The following is a 15,169-nucleotide window of genomic DNA, read 5'->3' as shown; positions in this document are numbered from 1 at the left end:
ATTCCCCGATTCGTGGCTACACGCTTTGAACGCCATCTAATGGCTGCGGATGGAACGATGACCAGGGTCCCGCTGCTGGCGCCTAAATTCGCCCTTGCTTTCGCCCGAGGCAGTCCCCGGCAAGGGTTCGGATCACAGCGCGATGCTTTTCGTGTGGTTGGTTGTGCAACGGCCAGTCCTGCAGTCATAGAAGGCGAAGGTCAACGCAGCTAAGCCACAACCAATAACCACGCCAGCCGTGTCTGTCAGCAGGGCCAGGCAACGAACTAGCACCGGCGCATGGTGCCTTTCGGACGATCTCTCACTCGCCTTATCGTGCCCGTGATCGAGGCGGGAAGGGCTGGCGCCGAATACTCACGAAAGAGTCGTTCCATGCCCTCGGTCGTCTTGTATTTCCAGCGTCAATGAAGCGCGCTCTCCGATTCGAGGCAAGCGAGCGTTACGGCATCCCGACTTGTAAGGCACTCCGGTACTTCAGTACGCCAACATCCTGGGTCGAAGCTCGATCCTGAATCTGATCTCGACCAGTTACCTATAGTCCTAACTAAAGGCAAGACCCCCTGGCCTTCGGACGGGCAGTGGGGGCTTTGTTACGCTGCGGACACTTTTGTTCGCCTTCCCTGCACGTAGAATGACCTACATGACTCTGGGGGACGTAGCGCTTGAGCGCACGCTTATTTATGATGCCGACTGCGGGTTTTGCACCCGATCTGCGAGATGGTTAGCCGCTGGCGGCCAGGTGAGAATCAAACCTTGGCAGAGTTTCAAGGACCTAGGCGCAATTGGCCTCACTGAAGAGATGGTGGAGACTGCTGCTTATTGGGCCGACGGCGGGTCTGTCCGTGCAGGAGCAGAATCGGCTATAGCTCATGCTCTGAAAGCCAAGGGCGGCATCTGGATCGCGGCCGGTAGTTTTATACTGTTGCCGGGAATTAGACTTGTCGCCTCCAAGGTGTACAAGGTGATAGCCCGAAACCGGCACGCCATGCCTGGAGGGACAGACGCATGTCGGCTGCCAAGCTAAGCAAACGAAGCATCATCACCTTGTCATTCATCGTGGCCCTTGTCGTTCAAGCTGGGCTGTCGTTCATTCCCGACCAGGAGCCGTATCCCGCGATAAGGATGCCCTCCTTTGGATCTGCGCCTAACAAGGCGGGCATGTTCCCCACGGTTATTGCCACGGCCGATATAACTTACTCCGATGGAACAATGCTTAGTCCGCATGTCACTGAGCTGTTCCAGGACTTTAGATTCTCGTCTGCACGCTATTCGTTCGATTACATGTTCAAGCCGGGCGGTGGTGGTAATCCGGATGAAGAGACGATCTCGTGGCTCAGCAATGAGGCGCGAGAACTCGGAGGTGGCAGGACACCGGAGCAGATCTCTCTCTGCTGGAAAAAGGCCGACCTGGACATCCGGTCCGCAACATACGAGAACATTAGTCCCTGCGAAACAAGGGTCATTGAGCTGTGAAGAATCTTCCGGTCCTAATTTCGGATTACATCGATAGGCTTACCGAGGCATATCGGGCGGATCCGCGCATGTTGTCGATTCTTCGGATCCTCTTCGCGCTTCATGTGCTTGTCTTCCCTATCGACTACCAGTGGATAGCGAGGGTTCCTGGGGGATTTTTCCACCCCGTGCCGGGGCCCTTCATGCTTTTCAGCGAGACTCCGTCATTGGAGTTCCTGATCTGCCTTGAGATCGTACGGGCTGTCTTGGCCATCGTGCTTTTGGTGGGATTCCAAACCCGGATAGTTTCCATCGCCTTGGCTGGCATTCTCATTCTTGGTGCCGGCTTGACCTACTCGTTCGGGAAAGTCGATCACTTCATTCTTTATGAGACCCTGCCGATAGCTATGGCGTTCGCTGGCTGGGGTGCGCGGTACTCGTTTGACTCGCGTCGGCAGCAGGGGGGTGCGAACGGTTTCCCCATGTTCCTGTGGGCGACAACAGTTGGTTTTGCTCTCTGGACAGCAGCCCTACCTAAGGTCCTCACTGGATGGCTTGACCCTAGTCGACAGGCGACTAGGGGATACGTTGCACGCGACCTCGCGGACCCTGTAAAGCTTGGACCCCTGACTGAATTCGTCGGCAGCATCGACTATCCCCTCCTGTGGAAAGCACTGGATTACGCAACGATCTTTGCGGAGGGCTGGGTCATTCTCGCGGTGCTGGTCCCGGCGTTGTTCCGATTCAGCATTCTTGTCATCCTTGGGTTCCACGCAGGGGTCTTTCTGGCGCTCGGTATCGATTTTGCTGACTACCTTTTGGTCTACGCCGCATTCTTTGCGTTCCCACCGAGGACGTGGTTTCGGTTAATGCCCCGGCGGCGTGCGAAGCGGAGGGCTGGCAAACCTGCGACAGTCGGACAACGAACGTGACATCATGGCCAGCTTCGGCCAGTCAATGGGAAAGTGCCACGGAGTCCGTACAGCGAATCTACGAACCAAGAGGATGACCAAGTTTGAACACTGATCGGCCGGTAAATTTGTATGGGCCTCTGACCCTTCTGGCAGGCGGAGTCATGTTCTTCCTGCCGTTCTCGGAAGCTCTTCCGCGAACGGCATACGTCCTTTGGACTCTCCTCTCACTCGCCTTGCTAGTGTTGCCTCTTCTGGGCCGTTCGCGTCCACAAACAGCGCCCCTCGTATGGATATTCGCGTCGTTACTGGCCATCGTTGGAATCCTCAGCAGTTCAACTAATGCCGAAGACGTGCAATGGCACCTGATCACTGGTGTTCAGCTACTGGCTTTCCTGCTCCTTGGCCCGTTCGGCTTACGTAAGCTAGTCGCCAACCATCCCCGAAGCATCACAGTTGGTGTGGCTGCTTTCATGGCTGGCCAGTCCGTTTCGGCGATGGCATCTTTCGCTCAAATCTTGGGCATTCCAGTGTTCGGATATAAGGCCTTGTTGGGTCGCGCGCCTGGGCTTGCTGGGCACCCAAACCTCCTCGGCATCTTTGCTGCCATCGCCCTTGTTGTGTCGGTCTATGGCCTATGTAGAGAGGGAAAGAAAGCTTGGCTGCTCCTGTCACTTCTTGTAAATGTCGGCGGGCTACTTGTCTCTGGTAGCGTCAGTGCGCTGATCGCCACGGGCATTGGCATTCTCGTGGTTATGATCTCCGCCCGGGCGCCTCTAAAGGTGCCTCTGCTTATCGCCGGCGGTGCAGCACTTAGCCTGTGGGCGCTTGTTCAGTTGACGGCGGAAACAGAATTGTTCCGCGGGCCGGTACAACGAATTCTACAGGTAACCGGTCAGACCAACCAGTTGAGCACCTTGGACATCCGGGAGAATACATACGCCTTCGCCTGGGACGGGATTCAGAAGGATCCGTTGTTCGGTGCAGGTTTGGACGACGGATCTGGAGCAACATATGACTACATCACACTGACACATAACGTTCTGCTCCGTTCTTGGTTTCAAGGCGGCCTCGGACTGTTCAGCGCGTTTGCCCTCATCTATATAGCCGCGGTCTGTCTCATCGTGCGATCGCTGGTCAAAGGTAGGGACGCATCCAGTGCCGGAGTACTGGCTGTGCTGGTCAGTTTCTCGATGACCTCGGCCGCACTTCAGCAGGGTTACTTTTGGATCCTCATTCTAGGTGCTTGGGCGCTGATTGAACCGACGAGGCAACGGCCGCCTGGTGACCCACTCATTGTTGACAGTATCGGACTAACAAATGAAGAAGGCCGCCCCGGCGCCTTACACGCCTCATACAGCCGCTAGTCTCGCCGCAGAAGTCCCATGTAGACGACAAGGGTGCCCAGCCGGCTTGAGTTGGTCGCTTGGCCCGTCACTAGGATGCCGACGACTCCCTGTTCGCCCAAAGATTGCTACGAGAACGCACGAGTCATGCCCCGGTTCGAAGGTCTCGATGAATCGTGGGAAAAAATGAGCGCGCATACGCAGTCCATTACGTAGGCGTTCCGTCGAGTTCAGTTGTGGGGCATCCATCTGTTTTAAAGCGCTGGAGAGATCATGGACCTCTGGCGGAAGCGGACAAGGGAACGCGGTGCCCTTGTCAGGTGCCGCGAACATCAGCTAGCCCACGATCAACGCTTCCTCATCGTCCGTGTGATCAGGGAGCGCACCCTTGAGCTCGCTGCGACAATGCGCCGTGAGCTCGGGATTAGTCTGGTGAATCCATGGAAGAAGCAGAGCTGCTTCAGGTACCCCTACCCCCGCCCCCACTCCCCTGACCCCATCAGCGATCTCCCCTGCGTGTGTGGTGGAGGTAGTGCCCGCCGGGGAGGGGCACCACGGTGGGTCCGTGTAGCCGGAGGTGTCGTTGGCGTAGGAGGTGCGGACTTAAACGGGACCCCTAACGCCTCTAACGTTGTTGCCTGCCAACCGTGCTTGTCCAGCTCGATCGCCAGCAGATCCGCCTTGCGCGAGCCGATGAATGACAGGCCGCGCCGGCCGCTGGCGGGCGATGTACGCGACAAGGGCGTTGTTCCGGGGCTGCCATACCGCGGTTATGGTCCTCTTCTAGTTATGGTTGTCAGGTGATTGATGACCCGAAGCGCCCCAGATTCTTGACGATCGAGCAGGTAGCCGAGGAGCTATCTGTTGGGCTTCCTACTGTCCGTCAGTTGTTGAAGTCTGGTGAGTTGCGTGGATTCCAGATCGGTGGGCGGGGTATCTGGCGTATCGGTGCCAAGGATCTTGAGGACTACATTGAGCAGGCTTACTTGCTTGCTGCTGAACGGCTAGCTGCCGGCGAGATCGCCGAGGATCTCTAGTGTCGTCATAGGAACCCAAACGGCCCTTGCTGCCACTGTGGAGCCTGAGTTCACCCTTTACGAACCCGGACACCCGCCAACCGCCAAAGTCGGCGGCAGCAGCGCCGTCGTACGCTTTATCCCTAATCGCGAGCGTGTTCCGGCGACGCGTCCGCCCTACTGCCGCCCCGCCTCCCACTCCCTAACCCCCTCAGCGATCTCCCCCGCGTGCGTGTGGTGGAGGTAGTGCTCGCCAGGGAGGGGCACCACGGCGCCGTTCGTGACGCTCGCGGCCTGGCGGTGGTGCAGCTCGAGCCATTCCGGGGTCTGTTTGTTCTCGGCGACCACGAACACAAGCAGCGGCAAGTCCCTCGGGAAGCCCGTGCCCAGCGCGCGCTCGAAGTTGGTCTTGATGTGGCCCATCTCGTTGAGGTAGGTGGGTGAGAGGGAGTTCTTGTTGGTGAGCATCTGCATCTGCTCACGGGCGTGATCGGTGTATTCTGCGAGCTCACTGGCGGCGGAGGCAGCGGTCATCAGCCGAAGCAAGCCGAGATTCTCCGCCGGCCGGGCCTTTGACTCCAAGCCGCTCTGCTGCACCGACGCGCGCACTGCGTTGACGGCTTCCTTGGAGCGCACAATCTCACCGAAACTGTTCAGCCGCGCTAACGCCTGTCAGGAGGCCTGTTCAGCGCGGCCGCTGTCATTGGCCATAAGCCCTTCAAGCATGTGGGTGCGGGCGCGCTCGATGCCCGAGGAAACTACATGACGGATTTCATCTTCTGTCCCGGCACGGATGATGTCAACGATTCGTCCATGATTTGTAGCTGTGTAGGGACGACCCTGAGTGCCCCGGAAATTAAGAAAGCGCTCAATCTCCTCATGAAGAGAATTCACGGTTTGCGCGAGCAGCGGAATGCGGGACAACTCTGCGATCCGGACATGGAGGAGTCGGTTCCTTTCGTTCAGAGTCGCCGCATCCGCATCGGGGCTGACGCTAGCTTCACTGAGCGCTTCGAGTGCATCCAATTCCTCAGAATTCGCACGCCTTGATGCAAGTACTGCCGCCTCTGGCTCCAGAAGTTGCCGCATCCGGTACGTATCTTGGAGTTCGCCAAAGTCGATCGGCTTCACAAGCGTGCCCCGCTTTGGAATAACGACAACGAGGCCCTCACGGCGCAGCAGATTTGTGGCTTCGCGGATCGGGGTTCTACTCATGCCGTACTCAGCGGCCAGATATGTGTCCAGGATGGCACTCCCTGGCCTGAAGCGGCAGCGCAGAATATCCCGCTTGAGCATTCCGTATGCCCGATCCGCCATCGAAACCGGCTTGTCCATCACCCCTGGCCTTCCCAAACGCCCTCATCAACCCTCGCCACTGGAAGGTGAGTCTTTGCAGCTGCTGTTGACAACAGTATGTGATCAGCCTAACATCCCTGTTATATATAACACGAATAACACTTGAATTCTTGAGCGGGTATGTCTTGTAGTTCAGTCCTCAAGCGACGACGCTGAAGGTGTCGAACTCGATAAGGACCCATCCGCTCAGGTAGTCCACTCCAACTCCCCATTTCCATGATCCATCTGAACGAGACAAGGCTTTGAGCAATGACACAAGCTCCTGTCGATACGACAATCGACGTACCCACCAACCGTCTCTATCGGACGCTCAGTGCCATAGAACGCGCTGGCAACAAGCTCCCGCACCCGTTTTGGCTCTTCGTCATTCTGATCGCGATTCTCGGTGCCGTAAGCGCGGTACTCGCCGGCCTGAACGTCACTGTCACGTTGCCAGGCAAAAACGAGACGGTCGCCGTCAAGAACCTCCTCTCCATGGAGGGTGCCAAGTTCGCTGCTGAATCAGCCCTAAGCAACTACGCCACCTTCCCGCCCCTGGCAACCGTCGTCGTCGTTCTGCTTGGCGTTGCCGTTCTGGAGCGCAGCGGTCTTCTGACAGCTCTTCTCCGGGCAACCATCGGGCGCCTTCCAGCTTCAGTGCTGACATTCTCTATTGCTTTCAGCTCGATGATCGCCCACGTGATGAGTGACTCCGCCTACCTCGTCATGATCCCCCTCGGTGCGCTGGCGTTCCGGGCGGTGGGCCGTAGTCCTGTTCTGGGCCTGATGGTCGCCTACGCTGCGACGGCCGTTGGGTTCAATGCAAGCCCTCTGGTGACACCAGCTGATGCCATTCGATCCTCGTTGTCGACTGCGGCGGCGCGTCTTGTCGATAAGGACTACATCATCACTCCGGTGGCAACGTATTTCTTCACAGCGGCCTCTTCGGTAGTTCTGGCCATAGCCATCGCTTTCATCGTGGACAAACTGCTGGCGCGCCGTCCTGAGTTTGGTTCAGCCAGCCTCGAAGCTGATTTCGCCACGGCCGACAAACTCTTCAACACCACGGGCAGCACAAGCAGAGCGGTTAAACTCGCCCCGATCGAAGCGAAGGCGCTCACGGTTTCCGCTGTGGCCTTCCTGGTGTGTGTGGCGCTCATCGCGGCAGTGCTGTTGCCTGGCTCCCCGTTCCTTGGTGCAGGCGGCGACATCGTGACATCCGTGGTCGTGAAGAACATTGCCATTTTCCTGTGCATCATCTTCGCCATCCTTGGCATCGTCTACGGGCGGATCACAGGATCAATTCCCAAGCTCAGCGAAGTCCCTGTGGCCATGGCCGAGGGAATCCGCAATCTTGCGCCCGTGCTCGTGCTCTTCTTCGTCGTGGCACAATTCCTGGCCTACTTCGCATGGACAAACATCGGTTCGGTGATCAGCGTCAACGGCGCCCAGGCGCTGAAGTCCCTCGAGGCCCCGCATCTGGTCATCCTGCTCGTGATAGTGCTGGCCATCAGTGTCCTGAACATGCTCATCACCAGCGGCTCGGCAATGTGGTCAATCCTGGCGCCCGTGATCATCCCGATGGTGATGTACGTCGGGCTCAAGCCTGAAGCCTCGATGGTGGCGTTCATGATCGGCGACTCCGTCACGAACTGCGTCACGCCACTGAACGGATACTTCGTGCTGGCCCTCGGATTTGTCCAGCAGTTCCGGAAAGGCGCCGGCATCGGCACGATGCTGTCCTTCACGATTCCGCTGGCCGTCGGAGTACTCGTGGTGTGGACCGCGTTCTTTGTCCTCTGGTACGCCCTCGGAATCCCCCTCGGACCCGGCGTCCCGGTCCGCTAAACCAGCGCCCCTATTTACCTGCGCGGAACGACTTACTCCGCGTACCTCACAAACGAAGGAAACATACCCAAATGGGAAGTATCGCAATTATTGGAGCAGGAAACGTCGGCCAGGCAATCACCGGCCATATGGTTCTCCAAGGGCATGACGTCAGGCTCTTCTCACGCTGGGAGAAGGATTTTCAGGAAATCATCGCCAACAACGGAATAGACCTCTCTGGCGATGTTGAAGGTCACGCGAACAAGCCAACACTGACAACCGACCTCGGGGACGCCGTCGTTGGCGCCGATGTTGTCATCGTCGCCGCTCCGGCCTTCGCCCACGCATACCTATCCGAGCGTCTCGCGACCCTGCTGGAACCAGAACAATTGGTGGTATTCCAACCCAGCGTGCTGGGAAGCTCGGTCGAGCTCGCCCGACACTTCGCCCTGGCGCAGCGAACGCCGTGCCTCATCGCCGAAACTCCGACAAGCCTGTACACCTGCCGCCTCCGCGGCCCCGCGCAGGTCTACATCGGAGCCATCAAACAAGCCGTTCAACTAGCAACCATCCCGCACACATCATCCCAAGACGCACTCGACCGCCTTACCCAGTACTTCGGCGACCGCTACACAGCAGGCAGTGACACTCTCTCCGTGGGCCTCGGAAACTGCAACGCGATCTACCACGTCCCACCTGCAGTCCTGAACATCAAAACTGTCGAAGACGGAGACACGCATCCCCACCACACACTCGTAACGCCCCGCGTCGCGGAAGTCATCAACGCACTCGATCAGGAACGGCTCGCCCTGGCGAAGGCACTCGGAGTGAAAACGCCAAGCTTCTGGGAATTCCTCGAAAGCGCCTATGGCGTCACCGACGGAAGCCATGTGGAGCGAATTACTCAAGGTTACGGACGTCAAGCCTTCCCCGAACCCGACTCGCTGACCCACCGGTACTTCACTGAGGACATCCCCTTCGGTTTGGTGATCTGGAGCTCGCTGGCAAAACAAATCGGGCTCCCCCTCCCGCTCACGGACTCCTTTATCAAACTCAGCGGAATCATTTGTGGAACTGACTTTGAAGCCGAAGGCCGTACAGCGGACGTCCTCGGGCTTGAAGGCCTGGACGCCACAGAAATCAAAGCAGCATTCCTGGACGGATTGACTCCGCTAGTCACTGCGTAAAGCAAGCACTGAGAGCGGGGGCCGCAAGTCCGGCGTCGATGTCTTCATTCATGAGTAGTTCCTAACGGGGCGACGGCGGCGTGACCCTCTTTCCGCCGTCGCCCCTTAGTGTTTGCTCCGGTAACTTTCACAAGTTCCGTTACAGGGTTGCCATGGTCTCCTGCGTTGCGGTCTGGCGGTGCCAGTCGAGTATCTGCCCGCCTGTCATGAAGACTGACCGTTCATCGGCGCGGATGTGGGTGAGGGCCTGGTCCAAGTACTTCAGCCGATGAGGTGCCGCCATGATGTAGGGGTGCACAACCAGGGCCATGACCCTTGCGGAGTCTTCAGCATCGTCGGCCAGTTGGTCGAATTGATCCTTGGCTCTTTGGAGGTACTCCCGGGCGGGGTGGTGTTGGATGAGCATCATCGCCACGTCATTGCATTCCTGTGTGTAGGGGATGCTGGTGATCGGCGTGCTTCTTGTCCGGAGTTCCACCGGCTGATCGTCCAGAACCCAGTCGCAGACGTACTCGTATCCTTCTTCGACGAGGATGTCCGGGGTTTCCCAAGTCTCAGTCAGCCCGGGTCCGAGCCAGCCACGGGGAGCATGGCCCGTTGCTTTGCGAATGGCTTCGGTGGTGAGGCGGATGTCCTCCCGTTCATCAGGCACTTTTTGCATGTTCTTTTGCCCGAAACCGTGGCCAATGAATTCCCAGTTCCGCTCGATCGCTGCGTCCGAAATAGCGGAGTAAGTTGCTACTGCCTTGCCGTTGATCGCAAGCGCCACGGGAATGCCGTGTTTATCCAAAGTCTTCAGCAGGCGCCAGAATCCCGCCCTGTTCCCGTATTCGTGCCAGCACCAGTTGGGGACGTCGGGCGTGGGAATTCCGCCGGCAGGGGGTGTGAGCACAGTGCGAGGCATGGCTTCGTCGTCGTTCCACTCCTCGATGTTGACGATGACCCATACAGCTACCTTTTTGCCGTCAGGGAGTAGTCGCCGTGGGCGGTCGATGATGGCGCTGTAGTCGATTCGTTCACTCGGTTTCATGATTCCTCCTGGTCGGTGATGGTGACGGTAAGGGTCGGGAGCCCTGTTATTTCGACGGCGATGCGGTCGCCGGGTCCCACCGCTGAGACGCCGGCGGGTGTGCCCGTGAAGATCAGGTCGCCCGGTTCGAGCGTGTACATCTCACTGAGTCGCGCGAGTATTTCGGGCACCGACCAGATCATCAGTTGGAGGCTTGTACGTTGCCGTTCTTCACCATTGACCTGGAGTACAAGGGTTCCGTTCTCGGGATTCTGGAGGGAATCCTTGGGAAGAATGGGACCGCAAGGTGCGGATTTGTCGAATGACTTTCCGGGTTCCCACGGGCGGGACTGCGAAACGGATGCCTTCTGCAGATCGCGGCGAGTCAGATCAATTCCCGCCGCATAGCCATAGATGGCATCCATCGACGCTGCAGAGTCGCTGTTGCGCAACCGCGCCCCGACAGCAATGACGAGTTCGCCTTCAAACTGGAAATCTTCTGTTGCCCGTGGGTAGGGAATTTTAGAGCCGTCCAGTTCGATTGCATCCGTGGGCTTCTGGAAGAAGAAAGGATCGTCGCGTTCGTCGCCTTCCCGCATTTCGCGGATGTGATCCACGTAGTTCCTTCCGACGCAGTAGATCCGGCGCACAGGGAAGCCGGAGTCCGTACCGATGACAGGGACCAATACAGGGGCTTCTGTCCAAAGTGCTTGCATGTCTTTACTCCTGAATGATGGGTTGTGGGGTGACGGTTCGATCGATGGCGGCAAGTCTGCTGAACTCCCCGTTCCGCAAGGAGAGTGCAAGAACCGCGGAGGCAATGGAGAGACCTGAGACTTGGATCAGACCAGCTGCGCTCCATCCGACTGCCCCGACAATGAGGCTGAAGACAAGGCCAGCGAAGCCTGCTGCAGTGTAAATGCAGGTTGTGAAGAGACCGGAAGCCCGTGAAGAGTGCGTCTCGTCCATGCTCTTGACGAGCGAAGCGACCAGGCCAACGTACAGTCCTGAACTGGCCACCAGACCGAAAAGAAATGACCATGTGGCGTGCCATGCGAGCGTCGCAGGACCTGTGAACAGGGCAATGCCGCACACCGCTTGGGCGATGCTCAGCGCCGTTATGGCAATTTTTGGGGTCAGCCGGTCAACCAACCAGCCGCCCAGCGGCGAGGCAAACGCTGCGAGCCCTGACAGGCCCATCGCGAAACCGGCGTCGGCCTGGCTGAGTCCGAGGTGCTCGATCACGAAGCTGGCGTACATTCCTATGTAACCAAAGTCGATGAGGCCAAACATTACTGTGATGACTGCGAGGATGAGCGGGTTTCGGCTCAGGAAGCTTGTTGCACCGCCAACGTAGTGGACAACCTTGTGAGCCGATTTTTGCTCCGTGAAGGAAGAACGCACGAACACGATGACAAGGACTGCCGCTACAAGACCAATGACTCCGAAGGCGATCATCGGGGCGCGCCACGAATCGTAGGCTTGGTGGAGCGCTACCCCGAGGTTGGGCCCTATCAGGGCGCCGGTGGCGAAAGCGACATTAACTGAACCGATGGCGATGCCACGGTGCCGCGGGAAAGCATGTGTAGCCACGGTCAGGATTGCTACGAGTTGCAGGGCCTCGCCAACTCCGCTGAGGACCCGCCATGCCAGCATGTCCCAGAAACCGAAACTGACAACGGTGAGTATGGTTGCCAGCGAAAAGAGAACAGTCCCCGCCACGAGGACATATTTACGGTTCACTCTTCTCAGAGCGATACCGGCCGGGATGCCCGTGAGTCCCATCCCCAGGGCGAACAACGTTGATTGCAGCCCCGCTTCCGGAAGTCCGAAGTTGTACTCGGATCTGACTTCGCTCAGGAGGACGGGGAAGACCATGCGGTCCATTGCGTTGACCGAATATGCGATCAGAATGAGTACGAACATGAGCAGTGCCGCTTTGGAACCTGCGAGTCCCTTGGCTGGTTGACCTACATCCGGTGGCCGTTGCGTGGGTAAAGGTTGGGAGGGGTTCTGGCTGATCATCGTTGATTACCTTCCTATGTGAGTGTGGTTTAGTCGTCCCAAGTTCCGGCGGCACGAGCCCGCCGGACCAGATCGTCGCGTCGCTCGTCTGCGCTCTGAATCGCGTGACGGGCTGATGGTTGCACGAGCTTGCCATCACGAAGCAGGATTCGGCCGTCCCCGACGACTGTCTGGATCGCACTGGACGTGCCGTGGTAGATAAGGCTCTCCACCGGGTCTCCGCTCGGGAGCATCGATGTGTGGTTCATATCGATCATGAGCAGGTCAGCCCGCTTCCCGGGGCGGAGCGATCCGGTGATGTCTTCAATTCCCAGATCACGCGCTGCACGAACTGTGGCCATCTCCAAGGCGATCCGTGGAGTCAAGGTGGTACGTCCAGTGCGTGCGTGCTCCACCGAGATCAGCGCCCGAAGAGTGGCTAGGATGTCCGCATTTGCCGGCATCGCGAGCGTATCGATCGAGAGAGACGTCAGCGCGCCGGACTCCAAAAACTCTGTGACTAGCGGGAAACCCATGGTGCGCATCTCGGATAAAGGACTGACCGAAATACTTGTGCCGGTTCGTGCAACCGCCGCGATATCTTCCGGTGAAGCGTGGACAGCATGGACGATCTGCACATCCGGCCCGAGCAAGCCCTCCCGATCGAGCCTCGTCAGACCGCACGACTGACATCCTGGTTCCCGCATGCACCGGTCGCAGTGCATGGTGATGGGCATTTCGCGTTCGCGTGCCGACCGCCACTCAAAGTCGGAAAGTTCAGTCGAAGTGCGGTAGGGGCCTCGCAATGCAACGCCGAAGTGGATCCGGTCGTCCAGCCGCTCCCCCGTCCACCGCGTCCTGGCCGCGTCCAGCCCGGCAAAATCCATGGGCTCGTCGGCGGCAGAAGAGTCCCGAGGTCCGTAGGAGAACCGCCCACGTAGCCCCGAATCGAGTTGGGCCTGGATGTTGGCATCCACGTCCTCGGCACCACGGACGTTGTGGTCCCAGTTGTGCACAGTGGTAATGCCGTTCTGGACAGCCTCAGCGAGGGCAAACCGTGCCGACCAGTAGAAATCGTCGGTACGGAGATGCGGTGCGAGCCCGCGTTTGACCGAAAAGTAGTCCCGCCCTGGAGCGTCGCCTACGGTGCCGCGGAGCAAGGAATTCCATAAGTGCCAGTGCGTATCGACGAAGCCGGGCAGCACGAGGCTACCGGAAGCGTCAATGACCTCCACTAAGTCCGGGACGGGAAGGCGGGGTCCTATCGCTTCGATGGAGCCATCGCGGATCAGGATGTCCGCCACGCCCTCAGGGACATGTGAATCGAGAGACAGAACGTAAGCATTCTGAAGGAGCAAATTAGAGCGTTGAGGAAGCATGATCCACCCAAAGGACGACGAATATGACAAGGCCAAAAATGACAACACACCGCCGCAGGAGTTCGGACGGAAGGCGCCGGCCAAGCACAGCGCCCAGCCACCCGCCGAACAATCCCGCTACGGCAATCACGAGCGCCGCAGGCCATGCGACGGTCGCGAAGATTGCAAAGAACACAAGCGATACCGCGCTTGCCACGGCCGACAGCACGCTCTTGAGCGCGTTGAGTCTCGGAAGTCGATCATCGAGGGCCACTCCGAGGACCCCGAGCATCATGATTCCAAGGCCCGCGTTGAAATAGCCGCCATAGGCGGCAACGCCCAACTGCCCAAGTCCCGGCCAACGGAGCCGTTCATCTATTGGCGCACCTGATGCACGGTCCTGCGCCATCCCGCTGCCGGCAGCGGAAAGCTTGGCTATCCACGGTTGGGCAGCCAATAACAAGGTGGACCCGAGCACCAGCCAAGGAACCACAGCCACGAAGGTAGATTCCGGCCCGAGCAGTAGAAGGGCAGATCCCAGAAGCGCCCCAGCGACGGTGACCGACCCCAGCACCAGGACCCGGCGCAACTGACCGGACAGTTCCCGGCGGTAGCCCCAGGCACCACCCACATAACCCGGAAGTGCAGAAACCGTATTGATGACGTTGGCCGAGACCGGCGGGTAGCCGAGAGCGAGCAGGGCAGGGAAAGTCACCAGGGAACCTCCGCCTGCAACGGCGTTGATTGCCCCGGCAGCGGCTCCAGCCAGTGCCAACAGCAATACCGATGTAGCTTCCATATCTTTCACCTCCAGAACTGAATGTACGCAGTGTATGCAATGAATGCAATAGCGAGTTTGCATGCGATGTATGCTGATTTCATGACTGGGGACAGTGGAGCTACAGGATCAACACGTTCGGCCTACGACGTCATTTGGTCACGATTCCTTGATGGCACCTACACCGCGGGGAATCGTCTGCCGGAAGCTGCTTTGGCGGATGAACTGGGAATCAGTCGCACTCCCATTCGCGAGGCCCTCAGCCGGATGCTGGCGGAAGGACTGGTTACTCCCGCGGCCCGCGGCGTAGTGGTTTCCGGACTGGATCACGAGGCCATGCGTCGATTGTTTGACTTGAGACGGAACCTCGAAGGATTCGCTGCCGAACTTACGGCTACACGAGCTCGGGACGGTCTCATCGCCCCCGCCTGGTTCACCAGCCTTCGAGACGCAGCCCGCCAGTTTGCGGAAGCGGTGGAGAGCGGTGACGCCCGCACCTCCAGCAGGCTCAACATGCGATTCCACGACCTGATCGTGGATGCAAGCGGCAACGAATTCCTGGCGGAAGCACACAGAAGGGCCATTGCGCGACTTGCAGTGTCAACAGCCCTGAACCTGGAGCATGATGACTGGGCCAAGGAAGCAGCCAGACAGCACGAAGACATCGCCAGCGCGATCGCAGCAGGTGACGTCGCGACGGCCAGGAGCCTCTCCGAGGCTCACATCCGCGACGCGCAACGCATCTTCGATGAACCCAGATGATGCGCCGGACTTCCGAGCCACGCGCTGCAGAGTCACTGCGATGAGGAGCGCGCCGCGACACGAATCTCAGCGGTGTCCGCTTTCCAGTAAGCCCACCCGCGCCGGAGCCCGTCGGGGTTAGGCAAGGGGCCGGACAACTGTATTTAGGTACCTTGTCCGGCCCCGGCCCGCGGTTCGTACAACC

The 15,169-nt window shown here is 58.8% G+C and carries 15 protein-coding genes; 8 read left to right on the top strand and 7 right to left on the bottom strand.

Features of this window, described 5'->3' with window-relative positions; all coding sequences use genetic code 11:
* Nucleotides 1-631: 631 nt before the first annotated feature.
* The 5 genes from RIF72_RS20100 to RIF72_RS09085 all read left to right on the top strand — a co-directional run bounded on the left by RIF72_RS20100 (nt 632) and on the right by RIF72_RS09085 (nt 4,746).
* Nucleotides 632-1,024 (top strand): thiol-disulfide oxidoreductase DCC family protein, encoded by a 393-nt coding sequence (locus RIF72_RS20100; RefSeq protein WP_375164207.1) that lies wholly within the window; start codon nt 632-634, stop codon nt 1,022-1,024.
* Entirely contained in the window at nt 1,006-1,473 is a 468-nt protein-coding gene (locus RIF72_RS09100; protein ID WP_309074495.1) for a hypothetical protein, read from the top strand. Before RIF72_RS20100 ends, RIF72_RS09100 begins: the two co-directional genes overlap by 19 nt.
* Nucleotides 1,470-2,384: a hypothetical protein gene (locus tag RIF72_RS09095; RefSeq protein ID WP_309074494.1), complete on the top strand. Its 915-nt coding sequence runs from the start codon at nt 1,470-1,472 to the stop codon at nt 2,382-2,384. Before RIF72_RS09100 ends, RIF72_RS09095 begins: the two co-directional genes overlap by 4 nt.
* A gap of 143 nt (nt 2,385-2,527) precedes the next feature.
* On the top strand, nt 2,528-3,730 hold the full coding sequence (locus RIF72_RS09090) for an O-antigen ligase family protein (protein ID WP_309074493.1): 1,203 nt from the start codon (nt 2,528-2,530) through the stop codon (nt 3,728-3,730).
* A gap of 779 nt (nt 3,731-4,509) precedes the next feature.
* Nucleotides 4,510-4,746 (top strand): helix-turn-helix domain-containing protein, encoded by a 237-nt coding sequence (locus RIF72_RS09085; protein ID WP_309074492.1) that lies wholly within the window; start codon nt 4,510-4,512, stop codon nt 4,744-4,746.
* A gap of 156 nt (nt 4,747-4,902) precedes the next feature.
* Here RIF72_RS09085 and RIF72_RS09080 read toward each other — a convergent pair whose 3' ends face one another.
* Both RIF72_RS09080 and RIF72_RS09075 read right to left on the bottom strand, forming a co-directional pair.
* Complete coding sequence (locus RIF72_RS09080; RefSeq protein WP_309074491.1) at nt 4,903-5,271, bottom strand: hypothetical protein; 369 nt, start codon at nt 5,269-5,271, stop codon at nt 4,903-4,905.
* Nucleotides 5,272-5,397: 126 nt separating this feature from the next.
* Nucleotides 5,398-6,060: a GntR family transcriptional regulator gene (locus RIF72_RS09075; RefSeq protein WP_309074490.1), complete on the bottom strand. Its 663-nt coding sequence runs from the start codon at nt 6,058-6,060 to the stop codon at nt 5,398-5,400.
* A gap of 270 nt (nt 6,061-6,330) precedes the next feature.
* Between RIF72_RS09075 and RIF72_RS09070 the strand changes: the two genes are divergently transcribed.
* Nucleotides 6,331-7,908: an AbgT family transporter gene (locus RIF72_RS09070; protein ID WP_309074489.1), complete on the top strand. Its 1,578-nt coding sequence runs from the start codon at nt 6,331-6,333 to the stop codon at nt 7,906-7,908.
* Nucleotides 7,909-7,979: 71 nt separating this feature from the next.
* On the top strand, nt 7,980-9,074 hold the full coding sequence (locus RIF72_RS09065; RefSeq protein WP_309074488.1) for an NAD/NADP octopine/nopaline dehydrogenase family protein: 1,095 nt from the start codon (nt 7,980-7,982) through the stop codon (nt 9,072-9,074).
* Nucleotides 9,075-9,213: 139 nt separating this feature from the next.
* Here the strand turns inward: RIF72_RS09065 and RIF72_RS09060 are convergent, their stop codons facing one another.
* The 5 genes from RIF72_RS09060 to RIF72_RS09040 are packed head-to-tail and all read right to left on the bottom strand — an operon-like array spanning nt 9,214 to nt 14,244.
* Nucleotides 9,214-10,104 carry a polysaccharide deacetylase family protein gene (locus tag RIF72_RS09060; RefSeq protein WP_309074487.1) on the bottom strand — a complete coding sequence of 297 codons (891 nt, stop codon included), beginning with the start codon at nt 10,102-10,104 and terminating at the stop codon, nt 9,214-9,216.
* Nucleotides 10,101-10,799 carry a fumarylacetoacetate hydrolase family protein gene (locus RIF72_RS09055; protein ID WP_309074486.1) on the bottom strand — a complete coding sequence of 233 codons (699 nt, stop codon included), beginning with the start codon at nt 10,797-10,799 and terminating at the stop codon, nt 10,101-10,103. Before RIF72_RS09055 ends, RIF72_RS09060 begins: the two co-directional genes overlap by 4 nt.
* A gap of 4 nt (nt 10,800-10,803) precedes the next feature.
* The gene (locus RIF72_RS09050; protein WP_309074485.1) at nt 10,804-12,108 is read right to left on the bottom strand and encodes an MFS transporter; all 1,305 of its coding nucleotides are present in this window, start codon (nt 12,106-12,108) and stop codon (nt 10,804-10,806) included.
* A 29-nt stretch (nt 12,109-12,137) separates the two neighbouring features.
* Entirely contained in the window at nt 12,138-13,466 is a 1,329-nt protein-coding gene (locus RIF72_RS09045; RefSeq protein ID WP_309074484.1) for an amidohydrolase family protein, read from the bottom strand.
* Nucleotides 13,447-14,244 carry a sulfite exporter TauE/SafE family protein gene (locus tag RIF72_RS09040; RefSeq protein WP_309074483.1) on the bottom strand — a complete coding sequence of 266 codons (798 nt, stop codon included), beginning with the start codon at nt 14,242-14,244 and terminating at the stop codon, nt 13,447-13,449. The genes RIF72_RS09045 and RIF72_RS09040 overlap by 20 nt, the downstream gene beginning before the upstream one ends.
* Nucleotides 14,245-14,325: 81 nt before the next feature.
* Here RIF72_RS09040 and RIF72_RS09035 point away from each other — a divergent pair, with 81 nt between their 5' ends.
* Nucleotides 14,326-14,985 carry a GntR family transcriptional regulator gene (locus RIF72_RS09035; protein ID WP_309074482.1) on the top strand — a complete coding sequence of 220 codons (660 nt, stop codon included), beginning with the start codon at nt 14,326-14,328 and terminating at the stop codon, nt 14,983-14,985.
* Nucleotides 14,986-15,169: the final 184 nt, after the last annotated feature.

Source organism: Paenarthrobacter sp. (genome assembly GCF_031180005.1).
In the GTDB taxonomy this organism is placed as follows: domain Bacteria; phylum Actinomycetota; class Actinomycetes; order Actinomycetales; family Micrococcaceae; genus Arthrobacter.
Note: the sequence above shows the minus strand (reverse complement) of the source record. Positions and strands in the feature narration are given on the sequence as shown.

What these genes read in the sequence shown, in the direction of transcription:
- RIF72_RS09065 (WP_309074488.1), top strand. Translation starts at nt 7,980, where the DNA reads ATGGGAAGTATCGCAATTATTGGAGCAGGAAACGTCGGCCAGGCAATC.
- RIF72_RS09045 (WP_309074484.1), bottom strand. Translation starts at nt 13,466, where the DNA reads ATGCTTCCTCAACGCTCTAATTTGCTCCTTCAGAATGCTTACGTTCTG.
- RIF72_RS09090 (WP_309074493.1), top strand. Translation starts at nt 2,528, where the DNA reads ATGTTCTTCCTGCCGTTCTCGGAAGCTCTTCCGCGAACGGCATACGTC.
- RIF72_RS09060 (WP_309074487.1), bottom strand. Translation starts at nt 10,104, where the DNA reads ATGAAACCGAGTGAACGAATCGACTACAGCGCCATCATCGACCGCCCA.
- RIF72_RS09070 (WP_309074489.1), top strand. Translation starts at nt 6,331, where the DNA reads ATGACACAAGCTCCTGTCGATACGACAATCGACGTACCCACCAACCGT.
- RIF72_RS09075 (WP_309074490.1), bottom strand. Translation starts at nt 6,060, where the DNA reads ATGGACAAGCCGGTTTCGATGGCGGATCGGGCATACGGAATGCTCAAG.
- RIF72_RS09040 (WP_309074483.1), bottom strand. Translation starts at nt 14,244, where the DNA reads ATGGAAGCTACATCGGTATTGCTGTTGGCACTGGCTGGAGCCGCTGCC.
- RIF72_RS09035 (WP_309074482.1), top strand. Translation starts at nt 14,326, where the DNA reads ATGACTGGGGACAGTGGAGCTACAGGATCAACACGTTCGGCCTACGAC.
- RIF72_RS09055 (WP_309074486.1), bottom strand. Translation starts at nt 10,799, where the DNA reads ATGCAAGCACTTTGGACAGAAGCCCCTGTATTGGTCCCTGTCATCGGT.
- RIF72_RS09100 (WP_309074495.1), top strand. Translation starts at nt 1,006, where the DNA reads ATGTCGGCTGCCAAGCTAAGCAAACGAAGCATCATCACCTTGTCATTC.
- RIF72_RS20100 (WP_375164207.1), top strand. Translation starts at nt 632, where the DNA reads ATGACCTACATGACTCTGGGGGACGTAGCGCTTGAGCGCACGCTTATT.
- RIF72_RS09050 (WP_309074485.1), bottom strand. Translation starts at nt 12,108, where the DNA reads ATGATCAGCCAGAACCCCTCCCAACCTTTACCCACGCAACGGCCACCG.